This window comes from Alkalimarinus alittae (assembly GCF_026016465.1).
GTDB lineage: Bacteria > Pseudomonadota > Gammaproteobacteria > Pseudomonadales > Oleiphilaceae > Alkalimarinus > Alkalimarinus alittae.
This window is the reverse complement of the sequence record NZ_CP100390.1, coordinates 24,090-50,820: the sequence shown is the minus strand read 5'-3', so window position 1 is coordinate 50,820 and position 26,731 is coordinate 24,090. Positions and strand designations below refer to the sequence as shown.

21 protein-coding genes are annotated in these 26,731 nt (G+C 44.3%); 6 read left to right on the top strand and 15 right to left on the bottom strand.

Translation table 11 applies throughout. From position 1 onward, the window contains the following. Positions 1 to 31: 31 nt before the first annotated feature. From NKI27_RS00215 to NKI27_RS00200, 4 genes are all read right to left on the bottom strand, one after another. Positions 32 to 1,303: an MgtC/SapB family protein gene (locus tag NKI27_RS00215; protein WP_265047688.1), complete on the bottom strand. Its 1,272-nt coding sequence runs from the start codon at positions 1,301 to 1,303 to the stop codon at positions 32 to 34. A gap of 72 nt (positions 1,304 to 1,375) precedes the next feature. Then, a complete protein-coding gene (locus NKI27_RS00210; protein ID WP_265047687.1) occupies positions 1,376 to 3,622 on the bottom strand; it encodes a sensor domain-containing protein in 2,247 nt (748 codons plus the stop codon). A gap of 22 nt (positions 3,623 to 3,644) precedes the next feature. Next, complete coding sequence (locus NKI27_RS00205) at positions 3,645 to 4,241, bottom strand: PAS domain-containing protein (RefSeq protein WP_265047686.1); 597 nt, start codon at positions 4,239 to 4,241, stop codon at positions 3,645 to 3,647. Between the two features lie 305 nt (positions 4,242 to 4,546). Then, positions 4,547 to 5,557 (bottom strand): carbon-nitrogen hydrolase family protein, encoded by a 1,011-nt coding sequence (locus NKI27_RS00200; protein ID WP_265047685.1) that lies wholly within the window; start codon positions 5,555 to 5,557, stop codon positions 4,547 to 4,549. Between the two features lie 159 nt (positions 5,558 to 5,716). Here NKI27_RS00200 and NKI27_RS00195 point away from each other — a divergent pair, with 159 nt between their 5' ends. Next, entirely contained in the window at positions 5,717 to 7,174 is a 1,458-nt protein-coding gene (locus NKI27_RS00195; protein ID WP_265047684.1) for an amidohydrolase family protein, read from the top strand. Here the strand turns inward: NKI27_RS00195 and NKI27_RS00190 are convergent. The 11 genes from NKI27_RS00190 to NKI27_RS00140 form a co-directional block, all read right to left on the bottom strand. Further along, positions 7,164 to 7,865, bottom strand: a complete 702-nt coding sequence (locus tag NKI27_RS00190) for a phospholipase D-like domain-containing protein (protein WP_265047683.1) — start codon at positions 7,863 to 7,865, stop codon at positions 7,164 to 7,166. The genes NKI27_RS00195 and NKI27_RS00190 overlap by 11 nt on opposite strands. A gap of 3 nt (positions 7,866 to 7,868) precedes the next feature. Beyond that, a complete protein-coding gene (locus NKI27_RS00185) occupies positions 7,869 to 8,444 on the bottom strand; it encodes a rhomboid family intramembrane serine protease (RefSeq protein ID WP_265047682.1) in 576 nt (191 codons plus the stop codon). Beyond that, positions 8,441 to 13,813 carry a DNA repair ATPase gene (locus tag NKI27_RS00180; RefSeq protein ID WP_265047681.1) on the bottom strand — a complete coding sequence of 1,791 codons (5,373 nt, stop codon included), beginning with the start codon at positions 13,811 to 13,813 and terminating at the stop codon, positions 8,441 to 8,443. The genes NKI27_RS00185 and NKI27_RS00180 overlap by 4 nt, the downstream gene beginning before the upstream one ends. A gap of 204 nt (positions 13,814 to 14,017) precedes the next feature. Next, positions 14,018 to 16,030 (bottom strand): flotillin family protein, encoded by a 2,013-nt coding sequence (locus tag NKI27_RS00175; protein ID WP_265047680.1) that lies wholly within the window; start codon positions 16,028 to 16,030, stop codon positions 14,018 to 14,020. Between the two features lie 145 nt (positions 16,031 to 16,175). Then, positions 16,176 to 16,862, bottom strand: a complete 687-nt coding sequence (locus tag NKI27_RS00170) for a hypothetical protein (RefSeq protein WP_265047679.1) — start codon at positions 16,860 to 16,862, stop codon at positions 16,176 to 16,178. A 209-nt stretch (positions 16,863 to 17,071) separates the two neighbouring features. Then, positions 17,072 to 18,274 (bottom strand): SAM-dependent methyltransferase, encoded by a 1,203-nt coding sequence (locus NKI27_RS00165; RefSeq protein WP_265047678.1) that lies wholly within the window; start codon positions 18,272 to 18,274, stop codon positions 17,072 to 17,074. 58 nt (positions 18,275 to 18,332) lie between these two features. After that, positions 18,333 to 18,551 carry a hypothetical protein gene (locus tag NKI27_RS00160; RefSeq protein WP_265047677.1) on the bottom strand — a complete coding sequence of 73 codons (219 nt, stop codon included), beginning with the start codon at positions 18,549 to 18,551 and terminating at the stop codon, positions 18,333 to 18,335. 279 nt (positions 18,552 to 18,830) lie between these two features. Then, the gene (locus NKI27_RS00155) at positions 18,831 to 19,283 is read right to left on the bottom strand and encodes a hypothetical protein (RefSeq protein WP_265047676.1); all 453 of its coding nucleotides are present in this window, start codon (positions 19,281 to 19,283) and stop codon (positions 18,831 to 18,833) included. Then, entirely contained in the window at positions 19,270 to 19,545 is a 276-nt protein-coding gene (locus NKI27_RS00150) for a hypothetical protein (protein ID WP_265047675.1), read from the bottom strand. The genes NKI27_RS00155 and NKI27_RS00150 overlap by 14 nt, the downstream gene beginning before the upstream one ends. Before the next feature lie 96 nt (positions 19,546 to 19,641). Next, on the bottom strand, positions 19,642 to 20,415 hold the full coding sequence (locus NKI27_RS00145; RefSeq protein ID WP_265047674.1) for an AAA family ATPase: 774 nt from the start codon (positions 20,413 to 20,415) through the stop codon (positions 19,642 to 19,644). Positions 20,416 to 20,537: 122 nt separating this feature from the next. Next, positions 20,538 to 20,837: a hypothetical protein gene (locus NKI27_RS00140; protein ID WP_265047673.1), complete on the bottom strand. Its 300-nt coding sequence runs from the start codon at positions 20,835 to 20,837 to the stop codon at positions 20,538 to 20,540. A gap of 146 nt (positions 20,838 to 20,983) precedes the next feature. On the opposite strand from NKI27_RS00140, the gene mltF reads away from it, so the two are divergent. The 5 genes from mltF (at position 20,984) to NKI27_RS00115 (ending at position 26,725) form a co-directional block, all read left to right on the top strand. Next, positions 20,984 to 22,468 carry a membrane-bound lytic murein transglycosylase MltF gene (gene mltF / locus NKI27_RS00135; protein ID WP_265047672.1) on the top strand — a complete coding sequence of 495 codons (1,485 nt, stop codon included), beginning with the start codon at positions 20,984 to 20,986 and terminating at the stop codon, positions 22,466 to 22,468. Positions 22,469 to 22,686: 218 nt separating this feature from the next. Then, positions 22,687 to 23,805: an acyl-CoA desaturase gene (locus NKI27_RS00130; RefSeq protein WP_265047671.1), complete on the top strand. Its 1,119-nt coding sequence runs from the start codon at positions 22,687 to 22,689 to the stop codon at positions 23,803 to 23,805. Positions 23,806 to 23,895: 90 nt separating this feature from the next. Further along, a complete protein-coding gene (locus tag NKI27_RS00125; protein ID WP_265047670.1) occupies positions 23,896 to 24,141 on the top strand; it encodes a hypothetical protein in 246 nt (81 codons plus the stop codon). Positions 24,142 to 24,211: 70 nt separating this feature from the next. Beyond that, complete coding sequence (locus NKI27_RS00120) at positions 24,212 to 24,910, top strand: DUF3592 domain-containing protein (protein WP_265047669.1); 699 nt, start codon at positions 24,212 to 24,214, stop codon at positions 24,908 to 24,910. A gap of 327 nt (positions 24,911 to 25,237) precedes the next feature. Continuing rightward, the gene (locus NKI27_RS00115; RefSeq protein ID WP_265047668.1) at positions 25,238 to 26,725 is read left to right on the top strand and encodes a SulP family inorganic anion transporter; all 1,488 of its coding nucleotides are present in this window, start codon (positions 25,238 to 25,240) and stop codon (positions 26,723 to 26,725) included. The last annotated feature ends 6 nt before the right edge of the window (positions 26,726 to 26,731 follow it).

Sequence of the window (26,731 nt, the reverse complement as noted above, 5' to 3'; positions counted from 1 at the left end):
CTTAAAACATTGAATGCTTGTAAAGTGCTTACTACTTGATTAAATAGGCAGTTAACAGCCCCAAAACCACGGCCGTAAACATGGGTAGCATCACTCTAATGGCCAATGAGCGGTGTCCAATCGCCGCCGCCATGCCCCCCTTTACTAAGCTATTCACCGCTGCCGCAAGCGTGATACCGGCGACAGCAGTAGATACGGATAGCTGATTAGCGGTGTCACGACTTAAGGTTAGTGTAATAGCATCTACATCGGTAATACCTGAGGCGACAGACAACAGCAGAACGCCAAGGTCGCCAAACCATTCTTGCAGAGCGTGTGAGAGCAGCATAATCACGAGCAATACTAAGCCAAATATAAATGCCGCACTTAGCTCTAAGGGGTTCTGTTTAGCACTGGGATGTTCAAACTTAACGCCTCGGTTTCGTTGCCAGATGATAATGGCGGGTACATAGCAGCACATCATCATCACGATAATCGGTAGCCATAGGTCTACCAATAAATCTCGATTGATCACACCGGCCACTAACAATATTCGAGGAAACATCGTACCGCAAGCAGCTAATATACCGCTAGCCAATAACGGGCTAAGTGACGGCTGATCTTTTGAGAGCTTTGAAAAATGTAATGTCAGTGCCGTTGAGGCGCTTAGCCCCGCAAAGAAACTGGTAAACATAATGCCTTTTTCTGGCCCGCCAATCTTCATAGAGAAGTAGCCCACAAATGATATAGTCGCGATTAATACGACCATCCACCAAAGCTCATAGGGGTTAATAGCATCCCAGGGGCCATAACCCTGATTAGGCAACAATGGCAGCATTACTACCGATATAAGCAGTAAGCGTAACCCTGCATCAAGCTCATGGTCTTCGAGCTTTTTGAGCGCACCGTGAATCTCAGTTTTATTATCGAGTATAAAGACCGTAACCACCGCAGCAGAGGCTGCAACTATAGGTTGGCCTAACAGCACCAGCGCACCAAACACAAAGGTTAATAGAATTCCAATCAAGCCTGTAATGCTATTATCGGCATTTGAACGCTGGCTATTAATATACGCGGCAGTCACAACAATAGAGAGCGACAGAAACGTAAGCCCTAGAATTAGCTCACTAAAGATAGTGGATAATAGGCCACAGAGGCCACCCAAAAGGCCAATTAAGGCATGTGTACGGATGCCGGCAATACGTTCACCGGAAGCCTTATTTCGACTTATCCAACCACGTTGGATGCCGACCAGCAGCCCTAATAACAAAGAGATGCCGAGGCCTAAAAATGGACTTAGTGCTTCAGGGTTGCTGTTCATCATTATTGGAGTTTGGATGCAAGTAAAAGACAAATATGACTATATCTTAAGTTAATAATCTTAGCAGCCCATTTTTTAGACTGCCCAGGTCGCATTGGCCTCCCATTTAGTTACCCAGCCTGGGATGTTAGCTGCTCGCATAGGCCATGCAATACCATAGCCTTGCGCCAATTCGCAGCCCATCGCCATTAACATAGTACTATGAGCTTTAGTCTCAACACCTTCTGCAATTACTTGGCGACGAAACACGTCAGCAAGACCAATAACACCCTGCACGATCGCTAAGTCATCAGAGTCTGTTAGCATATCACGAACAAAGCTTCTATCAATTTTAATGGATGCCGCGGGCAAGTGCTTAAGGTAGGTCAGTGAGGAATATCCAGTACCAAAGTCGTCAAGTGCAAAATCAACCCCCAAATCTTTACAGGCCTCCATCAGCGTACTCACCTGAGTAACATCTTCTAGTGCGCTTGTCTCTAATATTTCCAACTCTAGCTGACCCCGAGGCTCTTCGGGGTAAGCTTTAAGCATCTCGGTTAATCGAGCTAAAAAGTTATGATCTTGCAATTGAAAAGCACCTACATTAACGCTCACCGGTAGGTTCAGCCCCTCAGAGTGCCATTCGCTGGTCTGCTTTAAAGCTGTCTCTATAACCCATTCACCCAAATCTATACTAATGGGGTGCCCCTCTATAGACGGCAAAAATAGATCTGGCCCTAATAAACCGCGCTCTGGGTGCTTCCAGCGTATCAACGCTTCGACACCCACCACTAAGCCAGTCTTCATATTTATTTTGGGTTGATAAAGTAATACAAACTCGCCACGGTCGATGCCGAGTTGTATATGCTGTATGCGTTGATTAAGGTTTCTAACGGCGGCTGCCGAGTGTATATCAAAGAACTGATAACGGTTCCTGCCCTCATCTTTAGCTAGATACATGGCTTGATCAGCCTGACGCAGTAACTGATCTGAATCTGAGCCGTTTTGAGGGTACATGGTGACACCAATGCTTGCAGATACCTGCATTGTTTCTTTACCATGAGTCACCGGTTTGGATGCAGCCTGTAACAACCTATCCAATACAGGTATGCAATCATTTCGCTCTTCAAGATCCACCAATACAGCCACGAACTCATCGCCCCCAATACGGGCCAAAGTGTCACCTTCACGTAACGCTTCGCTCAAACGCTGAGAGATCGTGATCAAGAAATCATCACCTACGCTGTGATCATACTTATCATTAATTTTTTTAAACCCATCAAGGTCAAGAAATGCGACGGCTAACATTTGGTCGCGCCGACTGCACTGCTGCATCGCATGTTTTAATCGATCCGCAAACAACATACGATTAGGAAGCTGAGTTAAAACATCGTAATTAGCCATATGCTCGAGCTGTTTCTGGTGCACTTTCATGGACGTTATATCAGTGAACAGGGCAACATATTGTAATGTCTTACCTTTTAAGTCACACACAGCGCTTATTGTGATCATCTCGGCAAAGAGTGTACCGTTCTTGTGACGATTCCAGATTTCACCAGACCAGTGGCCTTCATTCAATAATGCCTTCCACAGTCTTGAATAGAACAGTGGGGTCTGACGATCAGACTGCAAAATTCTAGGGTTCTTACCCAGCACTTCTTCTTGGCTATAGCCAGTAATGCGCGTAAAGCTGTCATTAACTTTAACGATGCACCCATTAGCATCGGTAATAATAATTCCATCACGAGCATGGGAGAAAACGCTGGCAGCGAGTTGAAGCTTTGCTTGTGCTTGCTTAAGTTCCGTAGTGTCCCTCAAAACAACAAGGCATTCCAACCCATCACGACTAGGGCACGCATCTAAGTGGACATTTAATAACTGGTTATTAACCCGTATTATAATTTCACAACCGGGGTGTATATCTTCAGAAAAAACGTTCAAAAAGAAGGTGTTAAATTCAGGTATTGACGCCTCAGTAACAAACGCTCTCAAGTACTTACCTTGCAATTGACTACGTTCACAGCCTAGAAGGCTCGCACCTGCAAGATTTGCTCGGGTAATATTTCCGTCTTGGTTTAGGCTGATATAGCCCACGGGCGCAAAGTCATAAAGATCAGCATAATCAGCAGCAGCTTTTTCGGCGGCAGTTCGGGCGGCAAGTAGCTCTTCGTTTTGTAACTCCAGTTCTACTTGGTGTACTTGTAGTTCATGTAAAAGACGAGCATCAGCGATGGCGCTCAATTCAGAAAGAGTATCTTCAGCTTCTTGATTACGCAGGCGGTCTTCAGCCTTTTGAAGTAGCGAGCCGGTAATTTGAGTGGGGTGCCGTGGTAGCTTACTCATACCCTCTTCCTTTTTATTGTTTTTAGCCGTTCTTTTCTTGTAACTTACCTTTCGCTTGCTGCAACTGCTCTGACTGTGTATCAAACCGCTCTTGTAATGAAGATAATCCCAACACTCGAGCATTCTCTTCCAGTCGCTTTCGCTCTGATATATCTTCGTAGGTTCCCAGCATCCCTGCCACGCGACCTGTCTTATCCATTAATGGCACTTTATTCGAGTTCAGCCAGATTCGCGTACCTTCTGAATCAGCTAATGCTTCTTCTAACTTAAGCATACTCCTGCCACTCTCCATCACCAAGCAATCATCTGCGGTATAGTGATTTGGCAAGGCCATTTGATCATCCGTTTTACCGATTAAATCGTCAACACCTTCATAACCGCAATCTTTCGCGAACGCTTGGTTACAACCTAGATAAACGGAATCTCGCCCCTTCCAATAAACACGCTGGGGAATACTGTCAATAATTTTAAGTAAAATTTGACGTGAGTCGAATAACTCATCTGATGCATTTTTGGCAACGGTGATATCAGAAAAAACAATCACCACCCCATCAATACGGTTGTCTTGCGTTCGATAAGGCATCGTGCGTACAGCAAACCAGCGACCATCGTTAGACATAGCCGAAGGTTCAGTCAGCGGGTGTTAGAGAATTGGAGGCTTCAGAATCGGGCTGGGTTTGCTTCATAATAACGGTGCTTTTTATATTTAACACGGTGGATTGGTAACTAAAAGAAACCATACTCCTGATATAGAAGGCTACCGTATATCAGTTCGAGTATAGTGTCTATATACGACATTATCGAGGAAAAGATCAGTTATAACTGTTGAGTGCTTAACGTATTAACGGTACAAGCAATAACGACAAACGCTCAGTAAAGCCACCCATATTTAACCGCTTTAAGCCATAAAGAAACGCTAATAAATTAAACACTCTCTTTAATAATTCGCCTCGCATTTTCAATCCCCATCTGCCTACCTTTCTTTCGGTAGTAAGATTTTCCACAGACGTTTTGCTGGTGCCAGTAAAGCTTCATCGCTAGCGGCATACCTGGTAACCAAAAATTGCGATGCGTTTCTTGGCGAGGTTCAATGGCTCCGGGGGATATCTCTGCCATCACGATGCCTGGGCCTTCTTGTGCCTGACGATAAGCCAAGACATGACCATAACCGTCAACAATTTGGGTGCCACCGACAAACTCCGTATTGTAAGGCAGTGTTTTTGATACACCAGGCATCAGCATAAAGTCAGTACTAAATTGACCACAATGGGAGGCATGTAATACTGGTACTCCTAAACGTCTTGCTAGTTCTCCTGGGGCGTTTTCAGACAAATAACGGTTGTATTGAGCAATCGCTGCAAATGCTTGGTTAGTAAATTCTCCCCAATTATTAGGCATTGTCCACCAATGAGAACCGGTCATCGCAATGTCTATTTTGCCAATAAGGCGGCGCAGGGTTTGTGTGCGTATAAGCTCCCAACAAACGGCTGCGCCAACACCACCTAATGGGGTATTAAAAACACCATCATCATTGCCCGGGGCATAAAATGCCCTTTCCCACATCGTCGGAAGGTCTTTATCATGGTGATGCGTCGTGCCGTCGGGCTCAACAAAGTGGTACCGGTTATACACCTCACCCCCGTCCGCAATCAACATAGAGCCGCCAATCCAACAGTCATGACGGGCGGCGATAGATTTGAGAAGATTAACGGCCTCATTGTCCGGCGGCAAAACTGCGTTATATGCGTCTTCTTTAAAAGCGACTCTAGCAGTAAAAAACTCAGGCAGTGCAATTACCCTCGCCCCTTTTGAGATCGCCTCAAGAGACAAAGACTCCGCTCGCTCTAGGTTAATACTCACGTCGCCAGTGGTGGCCTCTAGTTGAATAGCCGCTGCGATTATCTTTTTTTGCTTTAATTCAGTGGACTCAGTCAAATCTATTCTCCAACATCAAAGATGCTTAACCCCTCGCTATGCCCGCACTAAATATGATACATACGTACCACAATCAATAAAAACACTTTGCTTAATTAACCACAGTTGCATTAACCTCACCACTACTTTTTATTCATTAGTGACAATAGGACGCCACCCATGCACCACTTATCAACGTTAAGCAATATTTGCTTGGTTGTATTAAGCGCCTTTATTATTAGCAGTTGCTCTCTATTTTCAACTGCCCCACCTCTTGCTATCAAGAGTGAAAACACTTCAGCGATTATTATACAAAATGCAGATCTGTTCAGCGGCCACCCTGATGAACCTGTACGTGTAAACCAGAGCATTCTTATTCGTAATGGCAGCATCGAACGAGTTAGCGACCAAGAAATCATTTTAGAAGGTGCTGAAATCATTGATGCTAAAGGCAAAATGATTATCCCTGGGCTTATTGATATGCATGTACATACGCATGGCCCGGGAACCCCTACATGGAAAATGAGAGTACCTGATAACACCTTAGTGGATCGTAATTTGTCTGCATTTCTATATTCAGGCGTCACGACTGTTTTTGATATGGGCGCCCCGATTAATGATATCCAGAAAACAGTCGAACGTGTCACTGAAGAAGACCGTGTTAACCCACGCATTTTTTATGCCGGTCCCATGATCAGTAAGCGTAATGGACACCCGTCTTATATGATGAAGGAGTCATTTCCCTGGCCGGCATCAAGCTTTGCTATTAGCCAAATCGTAGGGTCTGTAGATGATGCGGAAGATATCGTAGCGTACATCGATGAATATAAATCGAAGGGCTCATCGATGACTAAGATTGTAATCGATCAAATACCTTTAGGCATTCCATCGCTTTCCGTAGAAGAGGCCGCCGTTGCGGTTGAGCATTCTAAGAAGTTAGGGCTCAAGGTGGGCGCGCATATTGGCTCTGAGGCCGACCTGATTACCGGAATGGACGCTGGCGTTGACTACTTTGTACACGGTGTTTACCGATCCAGTATTTCTGATCAAACCATAGCAAGAATGAAAGCCGCCAACGTTACGATTGCACCAACACTGGTCGTATTCAGCCAGATGGACCGTATTTTTCAGGATGAACTCACGTTTAACACGATGGATAAAGAGATTCTTGAAGTAGATTTATTGGAGTCCTACAATAATCGCCCTTCTGGCTTAACCATGGACGATCAAAAGCCTGAAATTCAGAATTACGCTCATGAAGTCAATGTGTTTAAGGATCTCAAGTTTGAGAACATAAAACGCATGAAAGCGGCAGGTATCCGAATATTGGCCGCGTCTGACTCCCCTAATGTGGCGAACGTGGCTGGCTCATCACTGCATGATGAATTACAAATGCTGGTTGAACGGTGTGGTTTTACGCCCGCTGAAGCCATTGCGGCGGCCACTTACTTGTCTGGCCGATACCTTGAGGAGTTAAACCTTACGCAGGGCTTAGGCTATATAGCAGAAGGGGCTAAAGCAGACTTACTCATACTAGATGGCGACTTCCGGGAAGATATTAACAACACCCGGAAGATCTCTATGGTCATTACAGGCGGTAAGGTCTTGGAGCGAGACTCAAACATCGTCAAACACTAGCTGACGATCTACCAAAGAGCGACCAAAGCGCCTCAAACTTACGCTGGAACTCATCAACAATGGCAACTTCACCGCTGATCACGATGTTCTCCTCATTATAGCGAGACGCACTGCGAGTCCAGTTGAAGCTGCCATTGAGCAAAATTGAATGATCAAACACTGCAAACTTATGATGCATATGGTTTGGACTTCGATCCATTCTAAGACTCACACCTTTAGCGGCTAAATCATCCACATCACTGCCTAAATCGTTAGATTTGTCATTGTCAGTAATAATTCTGACCTCAATACCCCGTTTATGCGCCTTATAAATTGCTTCACTCAGGGTGTCATCTGATATGGTAAAGACGCAGATATCAATCGACTGTTTAGCCTGATGACACAAGTCGATAATCTTACGACGGCACTCATCGCCTGGGCTAAAGTGAGCTGAGCTTTCAACGGTATTTTCAACCGCACCGCTATCCAGCGTTTTAACCACCTGCTCCAACCACTTAATCACTTTAAAGGTTTGGCTTGGGTCTTGATCAATGCATTCCCGCACCCAATCAAAGCCTTTGTTTCTGAGAAAACGACGCTCATCCTTTGACAAAGAAGGCGCTAAGGCTCTTAACTCGACCTTTTCATCATTACATAATTTAATATCGTCCAACGTTTCTCGTAGCTGAGTTTCTAGTTCCTTTAGTCTCATTTTTTACTTCCTTCTAACTTTATTTCTCTTAAAAACCTTCCAGGTAGACAGCCATGCGGCCAACACCCCCGATATAGCCCCAAAAAAGTGGGCTTCAAACGAAATCGAGGCATCTTGCGGGAGTACGCCATATATCATGCCGCCATATAAAAACACCACTACAAGGGCGATTAATATATTAAGGGGGCGTCGATCAAAACAGGCGAGCGCGATACTCAAACTCCATAGTCCAAAGACCCAACCACTGGCACCGATATGCATAGCATGACGACCGAACAGCCAAACCAGAATACCGGTTAGAGTGATAATAAACAGACTGCTCCAGACATAGAGCCGCACGGTTCTCAGTAAACAAAGCCAACTGAATATCGCCAGCCCGATTAAATTATTAATCAGGTGACTTAAATTACCGTGTAGCAGTGGCGAGCTATAGATGTAAGGTAGGCTATTGGGATCACGAGGGAGTATCCCAAATTGATTCAATTGCCCACCTAACGCCATATTAACCAGGTGCACTACACTCATTGCAGCACAGACGGTTAATACAATCTTAAACCGCTTCCAAAAAGCATTAATCACTCGTTTGAGCCCTTTAGTTCTGATTCTAGCTGTCTGAGTTGAGTAGATATTTCAGCCATTTTGTCATGGGTTCGAAGATCAATATCAATCTTCTTATCCATGGCTCTGACTAATGGAAAGATGCTATTTTCCATTGTGTTAGCCAGTACATGCAGCACTTTATCCAGACCCGGAACTGGCTGGTTTATCACTTCAACGTTAGGGGCTGGCTGTACCTTTTCTGCCTCCGGCTTTTGGTTCTGTATCGCCTTATAGCCTTCGGACAAAACATCACCTATGCGATTCAACGAGCTGTTAATCACATCAAGTTGTTGACTCGCAGCGGCTTCACCCGAATCATCTCCTGCACTCAACTCATTACTAGCCACAACACTTTCTGCCGCATGGCCTAGTTGCTTAACGCCATCGACCAAGTCCACCAGTTGAGCAATCACTTTTCCGCCTACATCGGCATCATCCCCGCCCATGGCTTTGTTGCGTAAGAAGTCTTTCTTGATTTGTGCCCAGCGCTGTCGCTCTTCATCGGTCATATTGCCCCGAAGCTCAGCCAGTTTAAGCAGGTTCTCTTCAGCGCCACTGGTCAGCAGTTGAGACTCTCCTAAGTAGTGATCAGAAATCATCTGCATCAGTTCATCTTGGTTCATGACAGATGAAACTTTTTCAGCCATCTTGTTCATGTTCCGATAGCTACCTTGGAGCTTGAATGAAGGTTCGGTGCGGTAGGTATCATCTTGGGCGGCCGATGCAATATATTGCTGATTGATCTTGAGAATAATCTCTTGAATCGTAAACAGTTTTTTCAATACGCCGGTGATTTCATTCACTTCAGCACCGCTATATTGATGCTTCAAATCGGTGGTGGCGATGCTTTCGCCCTGCGCCAATTTCACCAGTTTATAAGTATCGTCCATGTCCCGCGTTGCCAACGGCGCGAGTACCGGGTTAGACGTTAAGCTGTTTTCGATATAACTCAATGCAAACTGCTCATCCATACCGCCTAAGATATCACCGAGGTTATAAATATCTGCTCGGTTAGCCAACATGTCTGGCACCTTAAACGCTTCGCCTGATTCAGTATACGGGTTACCCGCCATCACCACGCAAAACTTCTTGCCGCGCATGTCGTACGTTTTAGTCTGGCCTTTCCAGATACCTTCAATACGACGAGTACCATCACAAAGAGAGATAAACTTCTGCAGAAACTCAGGGTGAGTATGCTGAATATCATCTAGATAGAGCATCACGTTATTACCCATTTCTAGGCCTAGATTCAGTTTCTCTAGCTCTTGCCGAGCTGTGGCATTAGGAGCTTGCTCAGGGTCTAACGACAGAACATCATGGCCCAGTGACGGGCAGTTGATCTTCATGAATATCAAACCCAGTCGGCTAGCGACGTATTCCATTAAGGTGGTTTTACCGTAGCCCGGTGGCGAGATCATCATTAATAATCCCATCAGATCAGAACGTTTATTCTCCCCGATGGTGCCCATCTGCTTCGCTAAGTTATCACCAATAAGCGGCAAATAAGATTCATTAATCAATCGATTACGCACAAAAGAGCTTAATGGCTTTGGCTTAAACGTTTCTAGCCTTAACGCATCGCGTTCTTCATCGATAATCGACTGACGCAGCGCTAAATAATCATGATAGCCTTTCACCACTCGTTGTTGATGATCATCGAGTCGTTGGAAAAACTCATCTAAAGCAAACGAGAGCTGCTGGTTTTGAATCCGAGGGTGATCGCCTAATAACCCCGAAACCGTTAGTTCAACATCCACTTCGGTAGGCCGACGTTCTAACCGCCCATCAGCATTCACCAAGGCAATGGCTTCAGGGATATAACGCACTAAATGATCGAGTTGCTTACCTTCTACCAATGCAATCAGCCATGACGCACTCAAATTCCAGCGCTCGGCTACCTGCCCTTTAAGTTTTTCGAGTGTCGACTGGTACTTGCGCCACGACGTATCATCTAAGGTACGTTTAAGCTCATCTACCAGTAATTGAGCATACTTACTGGATATAAAATCGACACGTTCACGACTTAGCTCTGCGACAAGGTATTCCGCCGCTCGGTCAATATCACGCTCAGTAACGTCGATAGGATACAGTTCAATAAACAAGCGAATAGATTGCGCGGCCTCTTCAATCAACAGCTGAGTGGCGCGCTGATTATTAAAAATGGTCAGCATATTCGCAGCAGACTGTGCCCGCTCATGCCATGTTTCGGCCTTTGCTTTTATAGCAAGCAACACCGACTGATCTTCTCGCCCTGCATGAATGGTATTCGCCCAAAAAACTTGCGCTAAAGCTCGGCATAGCGGGTCAAACTTTAACAAGTCTGCACTGTCCATCGCCGGTATCAGCTGCTGTAGAAGCAATACTGCATCATGATCATGAATCCCTTTTTGATAGCCTTCTTTATAGCGTGGCGTAGCAAAATCTCTGACCAATTTAAGTAATTGATCTTGATCTAACAAGGCCTCACGCAAAAGGTCATGACTCAGTTCATGCGCGTCTTTATCAGCAGCTTGCAGCATGAGCGAGGCTAAATATTCAGCTCGGTAAACCGAAGGTGTTTCAGACTCTTGAGTCATATCCCAATAAGGGCGTAGCTTGAGTAACTCTGGGCGCGTCAGCGGTTCAAAAAAGTCGGTCCCCGTCAGGTGAACATTCAATTCGCCATTACGAGGCAAGATGGTGAGATCAAGCGCTTGGGTATTCACGCTAAACTTATGGCGTGGGCCCAGCTTAATGACCTTACCGCCTTCTTCGTAAATATCGGTCTTATCTCTGAGTGAACGTAGCGCTTGCTCTTTGATGGATTTAAAACGCGACTCTACATCGTCTGCTTTAACCGCACTATCTAGCGCTCGCAGTCGCTCGACCATTTCTCTGGTTTTAAGCACCAACGCATCAGACGCAAAATAAGTGTTCAGCTCATCCGCTTCGGTAAATTTTAGCGAACGGCGTTCAATACTTGCTAAGATTCGGTCTGCAGCATCGGTGACTGACTGGGCTTTACGCTGTCGTTCATCCAATAGTTGCTGCTTATGTGACTCAAACGACTCATAAATTTCCTCTCGCTTAGCCATAATATCCGAGAGGAACTGGTCATATTCGCTAAACTGGCTTTCAAGTTCTTCTAACTGAACCAACAAGCGCGATAGCTGTTCATCGCAACGCTCAGGTGTGTTCGCCATGCCCAATGCATTAGTGATGCTTTGAGAAAACAACTTAAACTGAGCGCCAAACTGAGCAATAGCCTCTTCTGAACCTAAGTTCTTCTGCTTATGGCGCGCCGTGGCTTTGCTTTGATTAAGCTTTGAGTAGACTTCTGAAATGGAATCAATGATGCGCGTGCGAACCGTTGCATCATCCACTTTAAGGCTAGCCATCAGTTCAGATAATAGATCTAACCCAGACGCCGTTGACTCTATCGTTTCGATTAGTGGTGTTAATGAGGCGATGGTTTCAGCTTCATCAACCTCTTTGTTCAGCTCATCTATTTTTGCCAAATAAGGGGTTAATGCTTCCTCATTCGACAGAAACGTAACCGTCTGCTCGCTTAATTGAGCCTGCGCCTCAACCAGTTGTTCGTCCAAGGCGGCAATGCGCTCAAGGTCAATGTAACGAAGTTCTTTAATGGTCGCTAGGTGGCCGCGTTGATGACGTAAACGATCAAGCGCTTGAACATACTCTTCTGCTATCTCCCAGTTTTCAGGGCGAATGGAGAGTAAAATATCATTTTGTGCAGCTTCGGCTTCGGTCATGGATTGCTGTGACTGCCGACGAATACTTTCTACTTTTTCAAACTCATCAATCACCAACTCTGATGTTTGGGTGATTTCTTTGAGTATTGACTCAACAGAGGGTTGCTCTGCTGCGTTATAGTCTGCTATCCAATAATGAGCATCAAAGATCTTAGCAGCGGTTTTGCTGAGCTCTTCATACACTTTTGAAGAAACCGATTGATTGTCGATTAAACGGCAAACGCTATACAGGTCAGACACACCTCGCACCAAGGCTGCATTGCCAATACGGCCAAAAAACGACTGACTGACTTCCGCTTTGCTAGCAAACTCCTGACTCACAAACGGAGTCTGCCAAATCTGCATAGGATGAATGCGCGTAGGCTCACTTTCAGCAGAAAACACCACCAGCTTACCCGCGTCTGAAAGCGCATAACCGTGCCCATATATAGGGTTCTGTAGTTCTTTACTAATGAGGTTATAGGCAAATAAACCAACCACGCCCTCTTCTGGTTCATAGAAGACATACAGCACATCTTCGCCATTGGGCGAGCGAATCATTTGCTTAAACTTTAAACCACCGCTTTCGCTATTAACGCTATCTTGCTCAAAGGTTTTATATTCGCCGGTCTGCAAATAATAGCCGCCAGGGAATATCACGCCGTGATCTTCGGGCAACTGAACACAAGACTGACCAATCGCATCAATTCGAAGCACTTCTTCTGTCATCGTATTAAAAATAAGATGACGCCAAGTTTCTTCACGATAGGGCTTTATTTTGAGCAGAATTAAACCGCCCAGTTCGGCATAAAAATAGTCTGCATCATCAATAGATTGGGTATCGTCTTCGACAGGCTCGCGATAGATACCTAAACCGTCTTCAGTATTGTTTTCAATCTTAACGGTTAAATCACCGCCTACAGTCTCAACAAATACTTTATCCAGAATATTAATATGAGGATGACGGCCATTAACCGAGTCTTCACGAGTGGTGCCCGTCCACTCAAAGTCGTAAGCAGGGGGTAGCTGAATATCCCGCTCACCACGGCTATCAATGTACTGAACATCTTTACCGTCTGCAGACACAGACCAGCGGAAAACGCGAAGATCTTCTAACCGTTCACCAATCTGAAAACCTGCCAATAGTTTGCCATTTTTCACACTCAGCTCTACGAGCCGAGTATGCTTGTAATAGCGGTAGAGTTCGTCAAAGTCACTAACAAACGAGGCTTGTGTTAAAAAACTAGGTTCGTCGTCTGCGGGTTCAAGGTCGTAGTGATCGCCTTCATTTTTAAGGCGAAAAAGCGAAAATACATCTTCAATTTTGGTCTCTTTTTTAAGCCCCAAAAAAACATTATACCCAAACAACAGGTAGTCACCGACCTGCACCATATCGCGGGCAACACTGTTATTTTCTGTTCTCACTCGTACCCGTGACACCACACTCATGTCTGAGCTGCCAAACTCTTCGAGTCTGGATTCGTTTAAATGACGGGTGAGTTGATTGAGCGTTTTGCCTTGCTCAGAAAGACGCTTACGAATGACCTCATAAGCACCACCGGCGGCCACTGCGTTTTCGACATTGCTATCGCCGGTAGACTGGTTCTGCTGTGCCATCTTTCGATCCTTTTACATATGACCATAACCTCTGAGTCATTCCCGCAACGGCGGGAATCCATATAATGAAGAGCGATGGCCCCCGCCTGCGCGAGGATGACATAGACAACATTTACAATCCGCTCTCAAAAAACGATGGATCCCCGCCTTCGCGGGGGTGACACCAAGAATGTAATTCTAGACAATATCTATCCAGATCTTAGACTAGCGCTCTTCTTCCACCGTTGAGCCCTTTCCCTGACCATCCATTACTTTCGCCAGTAGTGCACTAACCGTGCTGCTCTTGGTAGATAAGCCATCAATCGCCTTACCTAATGACAATGACTTGGCAAACGTATCAAAGAAGTGCTCTTCGCCGCCCACAATATCGATTTTGGCTTTCTGTAGTGCGGTAGACAGTACATCTGCGTTGTCTTTAGCAATCTCTTTACCTGCTTCGATAGAAGCAATCGCTTCTTTGAAGGCGGTTTCAAGGCTCATACGGAACTCTTCGTGATCACGTGCTTTATCACTCATTGAGCCCATTGCATCGAACTTCTCAACCAGTCCATCAGCCTCTGCTTTAAATTGCTCACGGGTTACGTCTGCACCCGCCATACCCACTTCTTTCTGTGCTTTCGCTTCTGAGCTACCTTTCGCGGCAATCACTTCTGCGTCGGCTAAGCCGGTATCGCGTAGTGCTTTACTTTCTGCCTCTCCCTTAGCGGCAACCACTTCTGCATCGGCCAAGCCTTTATCGCGTAGCGCTTTACCTTCTGCTTCGCCTCTTGCAGCAACCACGTTCGCTTCTGCGAGGCCTTCTTTTTCAAGTGCATCCGCTTTAGCTTCTTGTACTTTGGCTTCTGCTAAACCGCTTGCGGCTTCTTCTGCTTGTATACCTTCCGCAAGCTTTTTCTTGGCGTCAGCTTCTTTAGCTGATGCTTCAAGGTTTGCCTGTGCCATAATCGTAATTTCAGAGGCTTTGTGCTTCGCTGAAAGATCTTCTGCTTCTGCTGCTTTAACCTGTTTCACTTTCTCTTCATCAGCCTGTGCTTCTGCGGCTAAGACCTGTACTTGCTTAGCTCGATCTGCTTCAGAGACTTCACGTACTTCTTTAATACGCTCTTCTTCAATAGCCACCGTTTTATCAACAACGACACGCTCTCGAATCACGTTAGCGATTTCTTTTTTCTCAACTTCTACTGCTTTTTCAGCTTCAATTTTCTGTAGCTCAACTTCACGTTCACGAGAGACGATTTCTAAATCTCTTGCGCGAGTCACTTTCTCTTGCTCAATAGCCACTGCACGCTGACGGTTCTGTTCAGCCACTTCTATTTCGCGTTGCTGATTTTCAGTTTGAACGGCTAAGTCTTGCTCGACCTGAATACGGGTCGCTTCATACTTCTTACGTTCTTCTTCTTGAACTTTAAGTGTTTCGGCTTCTTCACGCGCTCTAATCGTAGCCACTTCACGCTCTTGCTTCGCTTCTGCATCCGCTTGTTGGCGCTCTAATTCAAGCATCGCTTCGCGGGTTTCAACATTCTTTTTCTTAATAGCGAGCGCTTCGTTTTGCTCTAGGTCGTTTGTGATTACATTCTGGTTAGCGGTCAGCTGGGTAATCTTTTTAATACCTTCTGAATCAAGAATATTACTAGGGTCTAGCGCACTTTTTGGCGTCTGCTCTAGATAATCAATCGCCACATCTTCTAGTACATAGCCATTCAGGTCATCGCCAATCACTTCAATAATTTTTTCACGAAACTGCAGACGGTTTTCAAATAACTGAACAAACTCGATCTGCTTACCGACTGTTTTTAGTGCTTCTGAGAACTTGGCTGCAAACAGTTCATATACGGCATCTTTATCAGATGCGCGATCAGCACCAATGGACTTGGCGACGCGCAATACATCGTCGGCGGTTTCATTAACCCGCAAATAAAACGCAACCGTGATATCGGCTCGCATATTGTCTAAGCAAATCAGTCCATCTTTACCTCGGCGATCAACCTCTAGGGTGATTAACGAGATTTTCATCATCTCTTTTTTGTAAATGATGGGATAAACCAATGCGCCGGTAAAATGCACTTTAGGCTTAGAGCTCATATCGTTAACAATCAACGCCGTTCCCTGGGCAACCTTGATATAGAAGGCTTTAAATAAAGCGGCAAGTCCCATTAATATTGCGAAAAATATACCTATACCTACAGCGATAGGCATTAATACAGACAAATCTGCCATTTAAATTACTCCATTTTCTTTAAAATTTTGTGTGACGCTCATTAATAAAATTGAATCTAGTTTAGTAATAATCTGTGCTTACACTGAGTTGTCATCCTCGCCAAAGCGGAGGTGACCCCTTTGGCGAATTTAGAGCAAGCACGGTTCAATTCAAAAATTCCTTTTCTGATATAACACGATAAACATTTTCTACCTCCATGTATTCCAATAACACCACTCGATCACCTTTGTTGAATACTTCATCGCCAGTCGATCGCGCCTTCAATATGAGCCCTGCGCCACCATCTGCAAGGAACACTTCGCCAAAACTATTATTTACTTTAGATGTACGCACAATGGCGGTTCGTCCTAGTACTTCTGTCACCGTATTCTGACTCGCTTTTTTAAACAGCGGGCGAATGGGTCTAATTGTGTAAGCTGTCAGCATCGTCGAGAAATAGAGCGTTACTAGTAAAACGGGCAGTCCAGCTAAGTAACGCAAAAAACCATCTGGTATAAACCCAAAAAGAAAATGAACAACAAAGTAGCACGTAAACCAACCAAACAAAGCAATAAATGAAACGATGATCGTCACCGGCACACCGTAAAGCCCTAATTTCAGCATTAGGCCTGCTAACATATCGGGCGTGCTTAAATCTGTTTGATTAACCCCTAACTGGCCGTCAGGGTCGGGAATATCGAAATCTAAGACATCAAGATCAATTAACCCGAGTACGGCAACTAGCCAGTAGAGCAAACAGATCACTAAAAAGAAGGTAAAAAAAGCGGTGGGGAAAGACGCAATGTTCTGGTAGAACGGGTCCATTTTATCGCTTAATAATATCGCAAACATCCATTACCTCCCTGTATCTTTTCTGATCAACACTTAGCTCAATCGCGAGTACTCATATTAACAGCATTTAGTTACTCTTTCTCTTTAAACGATCCAAAAATTAGCTCCCGTACGCATTTTTTTAATTTTAAACCGGAGTGACGAGCGGCTACCCTTTTCAAGACTTTAATGGCCTAGCGGCTTTTTATCTTGCCGAGCAATAATGGCGTCTAGTGCTTATTCTCGCCATGTCGAAAAGCATCAATAAGCACGTTTCGAGGCGTTAACGCTGCATCGCAAAATTGAGAAATAGAACAACGATACCCATGCTCTTCCAAATACATCACTCGGTCTAGCACCAACCAGCATTCAAGTGCTCGTCGAAAGGTCATTCGAACTAGCTCATATCGAGAGTATTCATAAAAGCGCTTTTCGCCGCTTACCTCATACTCTTCAAAATCGAGATCCTTTGAAATCGTTAGCCCTTTTATATCAGCCACATGCAGGCAAAAATCACGAAACGTCCCATCCAATAGTTTCACCGACAACGACGGAACCGGCAGGTATTCGTCAACAGCTCTAACGTCCCGCTGTAATAAGTCAAACCCCAACCGCCAGCGCTGTAGTTTTTTTCTTTTCACTCGCTCTCGCTCGGCAGCGGTGTTGCTCTGCCTTACGGCACTTCGCAAGTCATCACCATCAAGTGTTAACGCGCTATTTTTAGCGATTACTGACATCGGTTGATAAATTGCGCGCTGATTAAAACGATGATAACAGCAAGGTGCAAAGGTGATGCGCTTCACGCGCTGCTCAACACACCCCTCTAATAAACTAACATGCAACCCGCCACAGGCATGTAATGCGATGGCGTGGTGCTGATCATTCAATCGGCTCACCGCACCCTCACTTAATACATCGCACTGCTCTACTCTGGCGTCACTATTCATGCGTTGTGCCAGCTGGTTGGCCTGCTGCACTAAGCTGTTATTAATCTCTAACCCCAATACAGGTACATTAAACTGCTCTGCCAAATAACGCCCTAAATGCAACTTACCCGAGCACCACTCAATTAACGGGTTTGAGACCTCACCTGTCGCAGCCGCAAACGCTTCGATTTGCTCAGCCTTTCTACCGGGGACATCTCGCTGCCAGGCGTAAGATCTTGCTATTGATTTTTTACTCTCACAAAAAGGAAACTGTATTAACGAGCGTATGTCTTGAGCAACCGGAAAGTAAGGGGCTATTTGCTGACAGAGCAAACTATCATCACCTTGTAGGCGGTCTACCTCATCTTCAGTTAACGTTAGTAGCCATTCTTGAAGTGCGGGATATTGATCTAGCCAGAGCGGCTTTGGGGTAGAAAAAGGCGATACACGCCAGATATCGGCATAGTTAATGAGTAGTTGATTGAGTTGGCCGAAGGTCTTTTGCATGACGCCATCATAATAGCTGCCAAATGTCAGCGTCTAGTGTTTTTATGCTTTCTATCGATTAAGGTGTGTAGCTTGCCGCCGGCAAGTTGTTAATCCAAGCTTGCAGCAAAGATACACCTTCTGTATGCACCGTACTTCGTCCTAGCTCAGGCATACGATGACGCTGATTAGCAATGGTGTCGCCATAATCGTCATCCATATTTAAGAATCGCGCTTTTGGCCCTATCGGCTTAAAAATAGCGCCACGGGTATCATCTGCACCTTGTAGTAAAGGCACAACAGCATGACAAGTAGAGACAGTGCGACACAGTAAAAAACAACTCAGGAGAAGGCTCAATGTAAGGCGATGTACAGAACTGAAATATCGCTAAGCATTTTTTAAAACCACACTAAGCAATACGTAAAATAGCACTGGAAAATTCTTCTAAAAGATTGAAAAGTAATAAAATAAAAATCAATAATATTGAAATTAAGCAGTGGTTCTAGCCAAAATTTTTACCGGATCGTACAGTGAACTCAATCACATTTTAGCGGCTCACTGACTAGATTGCTCTGTCTATAAAGTGGTTGGGGTTTGCTCTAAAATTTCTTTAAACGCCCGATTAAACGAGCTTAGTGTTCGGTAACCTACATCAATTACCTCCACCGCTTTCGAGGGTCCCAGCAGCACACCTGTTCGCCCTTTCAGTAAAAGACTCGCAACAATCAAGGCTGCCACACCCACCACGACAGGCAAACACAAAATAGAGCCGTAACCGGTATTTAGCGATATTGTTATCCACAATGCAGCAACACCTACAATCGCTAGTAACGCTCCTCGCAGCTTTCTTCTTGACTCAATCAAATCATCTGACCAATTGGCAATAACCACCCACATTCCATGTAAAATAATCAGATATTCAATATACGTAGGGAGCTTCCACCCCCAATAATGAAGTCCACCTAATAAAGGGTCGCTAGCCCCAAAAGGCCGAGTAATAGCAGGAAGTATAAAACTATAAAGCGCCAACCCCCCCCAAAATAGAGAGCAAATGCGGACGCCGAGCAAACGCTAGTTGGCAAAGCAACCAGAACAGGGCCGGCAACATCGTCATAACATCTGCTGTCAGCCACTTCCAGTCTTGAGAAACAACATTGTTAAGTAAAAAAGCACTTGCGGCGATCAAAAGCGCAAGAAACACTCTAGCAACTGGAAGATGACCAAAATCACGGGTGACAATCAAAAATGTAATAGCTATACAGCCCAGACTAAAGCCCGTCATTAGCAACACACTCGATCCCCTTATTTTTTATTTTAATGAGAATTGTCACTTATTGTTGACGGAGTGGTCATTTTTAGCAAGCTATTAATATAGGTGTTTTTTCAGCTAAAAGTCCCTGCAGCCAAATTGAGTCGACCTAGGCAACGAAAAACAAATGGCTTCAGGCAGTCGTTCGATACCTGCGGTGAAACGACTACTTATCAGTGTGTCAATGGCCTCCTCTAGCCATCGGTCAAGATCATGACAATCTCTGGGTTGAATCGACGCTAAGTAGCGAGCAGGCAGTGCCAATTTCTTATCTCTGGGGATACCCGCAATAAGGGGAACCCGAGCAGGTGTTCCTTGTTTGATTCGTTGAAAATGATCGACATTACTCATGCCATTGGCAATAACCCCCCCAAAAGGAAGGTCTGGCTGAAAACTTTGCATGCCATGTGCAATAGCACCAAATGTTTGGTTAATACCTTGAGCGTCAATCACCACCACAATAGGGACGCCAAGAAGCCTTGCTAAATCAGCATGTGAGCCTCTGGCTTGCCCATCAAACAACCCCTTAGCGCATTCAATAATAATCAGATCGCTCTCATAAGCGGCATGATACAGCACACGCTTAATAGCTAACTCACTCATCGTCAATAAGTCGATACTCAGTACCTTCTGGCCAGATGCGCATTCAAGAACGGTATGATCGCTTAAATCAGAGCCTGCCTTAAACACCTGTACTTTGCGGCCCTTATTAAGATGTAATCGAGCAACCAATGCTGACAACATTGTTTTACCATGACCAGGGCCGGGAGAGGCTATCATCAAGACAGGACAGTAAACATCCGGAGACGATAGGGGGCTATCAGTAGTATTCGTGCGTGTATCGCTACTCATAAGCTGGACTCTATGCTCAAAACCAACTCATACTATTTATAAGTTAATTAGAGCTAGGTATATGACAGACTCACTCTATTCATTAAAAAGGACAGGAACAGAGTGAGTAAATAGACTAACGCTTATACCTGAGGGCAACCTTTAATGCTTAGCGCAATATTAGTCGCATCTTTAACATTTTGATAATACGAGTCAGACACTTTTACAGCAGAACCCGCTAGCTCTCCATACTCTACATTTATCATTTTACCGAGGTTTGTGAGTGTATCGACCGATGCTCTGTCAGCATCATACGCCGAAAAAGCACCTTGAATTTGATCACAAGATGCTGAAATACCATTCGCAGCCATACTGGTTAGCTGCCCTGATGTTTGGCAACCCGTTAACGAAATAAAGGCTAATAAAAGGAGTGTCTTATTCATATAATGTCTCAAATAGCGTATTAGTGGTTTGAATCGAGCCATTTTAATAACTTGCGCGTTTAAATGTAAACCAAAGTTTACATTTGTCATCTTGGGCTAAGCTTAATAATTGAGGTATTCTAAAGAAAAAGAGGAGTGAGTGATTAGTGGTGATTCAACTTAAAAGCAAAATAATATTTAGCATTCTAGTAATATCTCTTCTGTCAGCTTTGCTCTTAGTAAAAACAAATACCTTTAACCTAAACACATCCTTAGACGGTAAGTCCTCCCTTTACCCACAAGAGCCGGATGAAACAGGTATCCCCCGCCCCGTTGTTCTAGTTAACTCTATTATAAAAAGAGGCACGTTAAGAGTCGCCACTCGGAATGCACCTACAACCTACTATCATGGCCCATTGGGCGCTAAAGGATTTGAATATGATTTGGCTAAAGACTTCGCAGACTATTTAGGGGTCGACTTAGAAATAGTCGTCTACGACAATATTGCAGACATACTAGACGCTGTGAACGCCGAAGTGGTTGATTTAGCCGCTGCAGGCATCACAAAAACGGGCACAAGGCAGCAATCTTTCCTCTTTGGCCCCTCTTACCATAATATAAAACAACAAGTTATCTGTAATCGCGATAAAGGTGCACCGAGAAACATTAGTGACCTGGCAGGTCGCAATATACATGTCATAGCAAAGAGTAGCTACGTTGAAAGGTTAAAGGAACTCGCCCAAGACACACCCGCGATCTCATGGACTGAACATGCATCAGCCTCCACCGAAGAGCTAATACATGATGTAGCTGACGGCCTTATCGAGTGTGTAGTCAGTGACTCTAATATTGTTAAACTCAATCAACGGTACTTTCCTAATATTAAAACAGGGCTATCCATTACAGAAAGCCAACCGCTCGCTTGGACTTTAAACAAAAAATCTACCGCTCTAAAACAAGTGATTGATGATTGGTTCACGCAGTATAGAGCACTTGGTTTGCTGGCCTCTCTAAACCAGCATTACTATCAATATGTGCCTATCTTTGATTATGTAGATATCAGAGCCTTCCACCGAAGAATTGATTCAAAGCTGCCAAAATTTAAGACATATTTCGAGCAAGCCGCTGAAAAGTACAACTTAGATTGGTTATTACTTGCCGCACAGTCCTATCAGGAGTCTCACTGGAACCCTAAGGCTAAAAGCCCTACAGGCGTTAGAGGAATGATGATGCTAACCTTACCTACAGCTAAGCGTGTAGGCGTTAAGAGTAGGCTAGACGTAAAGCAAAGTATCGACGGCGGCGCTCGCTATATGTCCTCACTAATGGGGCGTCTTCCTGATGGAATACCAGAACACAGCCGTATTTGGTTTGCATTAGCCGCTTATAATGTCGGTATGGGGCACCTCTACGATGCACGAAACCTTGCGACTAAACTCGGTAAAGACCCTAATAACTGGCACGATATGCAAGACGTGTTGCCACTACTTGCAAAAAAAGAGTATTACTCAAGACTACGCTACGGGTATGCAAGAGGGTCGGAACCTGTTGAATATGTTAAAAGAATTCGTCATTACCGAGATATTCTAGAAAAGAAAATAAAAGAAGAAGCGTTACAAGAAAAAGCGATGTCTACAGCGTCTATGCAATAAAAAGGGGCCATAAAGCCCCCTTTTAAGTATAGCTATACCCGTTTATAGCCTTGCGATAACTAAACGTTATCTTGTTGATAGGTTCGCTTTAACGTTTTATGAACCTCATAAAAAAATGAGTACATTTGTAAGCTGAGTCACTCTAAACTAATCCAATACCTGCTATAATTCCAAAAAATATCAATTAATACTGCTCAAACTGTTTGTCGGAATACGTTATGAAAAAACCCAATATCATTTGGATCAATGTACTTATATTTTCAATCACAGGGCTAGTCGCGTTAGTCGGTGTGCCTTGGTATGGGGTCGTTCATGGTTATGATGGCTATCATTTGCTAGCCACTGTACTTTGCATTGGTTACTGCGGCATGTCTATTACAGCCGGCTATCACCGTCTTTGGTCGCATCATGCTTACGAAGCTAATATCGTTATTCGTGTTCTTTATGCCATAGGGGGTGCTTTTGCACTTCAGAATAGCGCGTTGCATTGGTCGTCTGATCATCGCATACACCACCGCTATGTTGATAACAACGAAAAAGACCCCTATTCCGCCAAAAAAGGATTCTGGTATTCACATATCGGCTGGATGCTAAGAGAGTACCAGCGCGAGCGCTACGACGATTACTCTAACGTTGCTGATTTAAAGCGTGACCCTGTTGTCATATGGCAGCACAAGTACTACCTCCTGCTTGCGGCTCTCACAAACTTCGGTATCCCTTTAGCTATTGGTTTCTGGCACGGGGATGTATGGGGTATGTTGTTAACGGTGGGTGTGCTTCGCTTGGTTATTTCGCATCATGTGACATTCTTTATCAACTCGCTAGCGCACCTATGGGGGCGTCAGCCTTACAGTGATAAAAATACTGCTAAAGACAATGCACTAATTGCCTATTTCACCTTTGGTGAGGGTTATCACAACTACCATCATAGCTTTCAATTTGATTATCGTAACGGCATTCGCTGGTGGCAATTTGACCCCACTAAATGGCTTATTTGGAGCTTAAATAAAGTAGGGTTAGCACAAAACCTAAGAACCTGCGGTAATGACCGAATTGAAAAAGCAAAAGCTCATATGCTGTTACAAAAAGCCAATGAGCGGTTAAGCGCGCTGCCCAATGCCGACGAAATAAGCGCGATACTTCATGCGGAGTATGAACATTTAGTTGAGCACATTAACCAAGCTTATGAGGCAAAAAAAGCATGGCTAGAGTTGCAAAAAAACCACTTAATTGAAGCTTGTGATAAGTCAGAGGCGATGAAGCAATACAAAGAACTTAAATCAAATCTTCAAGAGCAACGTGAAAGGTGGAATAGCTTAGTCACTCAATACGCCTAAATAGGCGCGTCGGCAGTATTCACTTTATAGCGACTTTGATATACTGCCGCTCCAAATTTGACCTAAATGCATATTTTCAACAAGGATGTTATGAATAGCAAAGAAGTAACCTTATCCCGCTCGCCCAAAATCTCTCCCTTTTTAAGCTTTGACAAAATATTTTATATGTCAGGTCTTATCGCTGTGATATCTGTATGGTTTGTATGGCACGTCATCTTTGACTTAGTCTTACAGGTGATGCTTGGCATGACGATATTAGTCCTTTGGTTTAAAAACATGCAACTCAAACGAAACGTCAATAAACTAGAAGGCAAAACAACCGGTTCTGTTAAGTAATAAATAACCACAAATGGGCATGAAGCCCGAATAGCTCTGCTACACAAGTTATACGACAAAAGGAATTAAAATGAAAACTATCTCTATCGTAAAGAACACGTTTGGATTAATCGGTCTGGCGATGCTAATAGGCACGTTCTTGGTTTACCAAAACACCCAATCATTTTTAGCAACAGCCCATATTACAAACGGGACGGTTATAGACCTCGTCAGTTCACGTTCAAACAACGGTACTACTTATGCTCCGGTTGTTGTTTTCCACACACAGAATGACCAAGAAATCGTATTCACCTCGTCTAGCGGCAGCAACCCTGCTAGCTACAATATTAATGAAAGCGTTGAGGTACTCTATCAACCCGAAACACCCAACGACGCAAAGATAAACAGCTTTTTCTCGCTATGGGGTCTTTGTATGATCATGGGCTTTTTAGGTACTACTTTCTTTGCTGTAGGGTTAGGTATTACTCTCGTTGGCCGCGCAAACAAAAAGAGAATACGTCACTTAAAAGCCAACGGTACTCCTATCGAAACCACGTTTCAAAGTGTCGAAGTCAATGAATCATTAGTCGTTAATGGGAGCAGTCCTTATCAAATCCATACTCAATGGACCAACCCAGAAAACGCCAAGCTGCATATATTTAAAAGTGAGAACATGTGGTTTGACCCCAGCAAGCATATTAAAGACGATAAAATAACGGTATTAATCGATAGACATAACCCTAAAAAGTATTATGTTGATACGTCGTTTTTACCTGAGGTCGCCGCTTAAAATAGAGTATTTGCGGGATGAAAAGTGCCAGAAAAGTCATCCCGCTTAACCACGTTCTTATTTTCTTATGCCTTAATTTATTATAAAATCCCGCACTGATTTTTTAATTTTGATATAAGGTAAAGCGCTTTGCTTATTACGCCGCCATAGCGCTCCCCTCAAAAGTCACCAGTCTTCGCGTGACACCGTTAGACTAAAACGATAGAAAGTACAAAAATGCTATCTATGGTTTATAGATAACTACCTATTTCTATAGCTGAGAGACTAGAGCTACTTCTAGTCCCAGATTAATATTGCGTCGCTTCTAAATACATCACAAGGTTTTCTATGCTTGAAAAAATTAAACTCGATTGGCTCTCTAATATACGGGGAGACTTACTGGCAGGGACGGTTGTTGCACTGGCTTTGATTCCTGAAGCTATCGCATTTTCTATTATTGCAGGGGTCGACCCTAAAGTAGGTCTGTACTCCTCATTCTGCATTGCGGTCATCATTTCGATCGTCGGTGGCCGACCAGGGATGATTTCTGCAGCAACGGGCGCAATGGCCCTACTCATGGTCACGTTGGTAAAAGACCACGGACTAGAATACCTGCTTGCTGCAACACTGTTAACAGGTCTTATCCAAATTATTGCAGGCTACTTAAAGCTAGGCGGTTTAATGCGCTTTGTTTCTCGCTCTGTCGTAACAGGGTTTGTCAATGCGCTGGCCATCCTTATCTTTATGGCTCAATTACCCGAGCTCACCAACGTCACATGGCATGTATATGCCATGACAGCAGCTGGACTGGGTATTATTTATCTATTCCCTTACCTTCCAGGCATCGGAAAGTCAGTCCCATCACCTTTAGTATGTATCGTAGTGTTGACTGGGGTGGCTATCTTTATGGGGCTCGATATTCGTACAGTTGGCGATATGGGGGAACTACCTGATACTTTACCTATATTTTTATGGCCTGATGTTCCTCTAAATCTAGATACTTTATTGATAATTCTACCTTATTCCATCGGCCTTGCTGTTGTTGGCTTACTCGAGTCCATGATGACGGCAACCATCGTTGATGACTTAACAGACACGAAAAGTGATAAAAATAAAGAGTGTAAGGGTCAGGGCGTAGCGAACATTGGTGCAGGCCTCATGGGTGGTATGGCAGGTTGTGCGATGATTGGTCAGTCAATCATCAATGTGAAGTCTGGCGGTAGAGGAAGACTGTCGACCTTCACTGCGGGTACCTTACTCATCATCATGGTTGTTTTCTTAGATGAATGGATAAAGCAAATACCAATGGCCGCACTCGTCGCGGTGATGATCATGGTTTCTATCGGAACCTTCTCTTGGAGTTCTATTACAGACTTGAAGAAACACCCTATATCTACCAATATCGTTATGATCTCGACCGTCATCGTCGTTGTAGCAACCCACAACTTAGCACTAGGTGTGTTAGTGGGCGTGCTGTTAGCAACGTTATTCTTTGCCAACAAGATTGGCCGGTTTATGGTGGTTAAATCAGCGCAATCGAATGATGATGTTCGCACCTACCAAGTATCTGGGCAGGTATTCTTTGCATCATCTGAGCAGTTTATTGAGTCCTTCGACTTTAAAGAAGTAGTAGATAAAGTCATTATTGATCTTACTCATGCTCATTTCTGGGATATTACTGCAGTATCATCTTTAGATAAGGTCGTGATTAAATTTAGGCGAGAAGGGGCTGAAGTAGAAGTCATCGGCATGTCTCAAGCGACAGAGACAATTGTTGACAAATTTGGCGCCCACAACGACCCTAAAGAAGTTGAAAAGCTTATGGCCGGACACTAAGGAGAT

Bases quoted from the DNA above. Each gene is read 5' to 3' on its own strand.
- NKI27_RS00215 (WP_265047688.1), bottom strand. From the start codon at position 1,303: ATGATGAACAGCAACCCTGAAGCACTAAGTCCATTTTTAGGCCTCGGC.
- NKI27_RS00210 (WP_265047687.1), bottom strand. From the start codon at position 3,622: ATGAGTAAGCTACCACGGCACCCCACTCAAATTACCGGCTCGCTACTT.
- NKI27_RS00205 (WP_265047686.1), bottom strand. From the start codon at position 4,241: ATGTCTAACGATGGTCGCTGGTTTGCTGTACGCACGATGCCTTATCGA.
- NKI27_RS00195 (WP_265047684.1), top strand. From the start codon at position 5,717: ATGCACCACTTATCAACGTTAAGCAATATTTGCTTGGTTGTATTAAGC.
- NKI27_RS00190 (WP_265047683.1), bottom strand. From the start codon at position 7,865: ATGAGACTAAAGGAACTAGAAACTCAGCTACGAGAAACGTTGGACGAT.
- NKI27_RS00180 (WP_265047681.1), bottom strand. From the start codon at position 13,813: ATGGCACAGCAGAACCAGTCTACCGGCGATAGCAATGTCGAAAACGCA.
- NKI27_RS00175 (WP_265047680.1), bottom strand. From the start codon at position 16,030: ATGGCAGATTTGTCTGTATTAATGCCTATCGCTGTAGGTATAGGTATA.
- NKI27_RS00170 (WP_265047679.1), bottom strand. From the start codon at position 16,862: ATGTTTGCGATATTATTAAGCGATAAAATGGACCCGTTCTACCAGAAC.
- NKI27_RS00165 (WP_265047678.1), bottom strand. From the start codon at position 18,274: ATGCAAAAGACCTTCGGCCAACTCAATCAACTACTCATTAACTATGCC.
- NKI27_RS00145 (WP_265047674.1), bottom strand. From the start codon at position 20,415: ATGAGTAGCGATACACGCACGAATACTACTGATAGCCCCCTATCGTCT.
- NKI27_RS00140 (WP_265047673.1), bottom strand. From the start codon at position 20,837: ATGAATAAGACACTCCTTTTATTAGCCTTTATTTCGTTAACGGGTTGC.
- NKI27_RS00130 (WP_265047671.1), top strand. From the start codon at position 22,687: ATGAAAAAACCCAATATCATTTGGATCAATGTACTTATATTTTCAATC.
- NKI27_RS00125 (WP_265047670.1), top strand. From the start codon at position 23,896: ATGAATAGCAAAGAAGTAACCTTATCCCGCTCGCCCAAAATCTCTCCC.
- NKI27_RS00120 (WP_265047669.1), top strand. From the start codon at position 24,212: ATGAAAACTATCTCTATCGTAAAGAACACGTTTGGATTAATCGGTCTG.
- NKI27_RS00115 (WP_265047668.1), top strand. From the start codon at position 25,238: ATGCTTGAAAAAATTAAACTCGATTGGCTCTCTAATATACGGGGAGAC.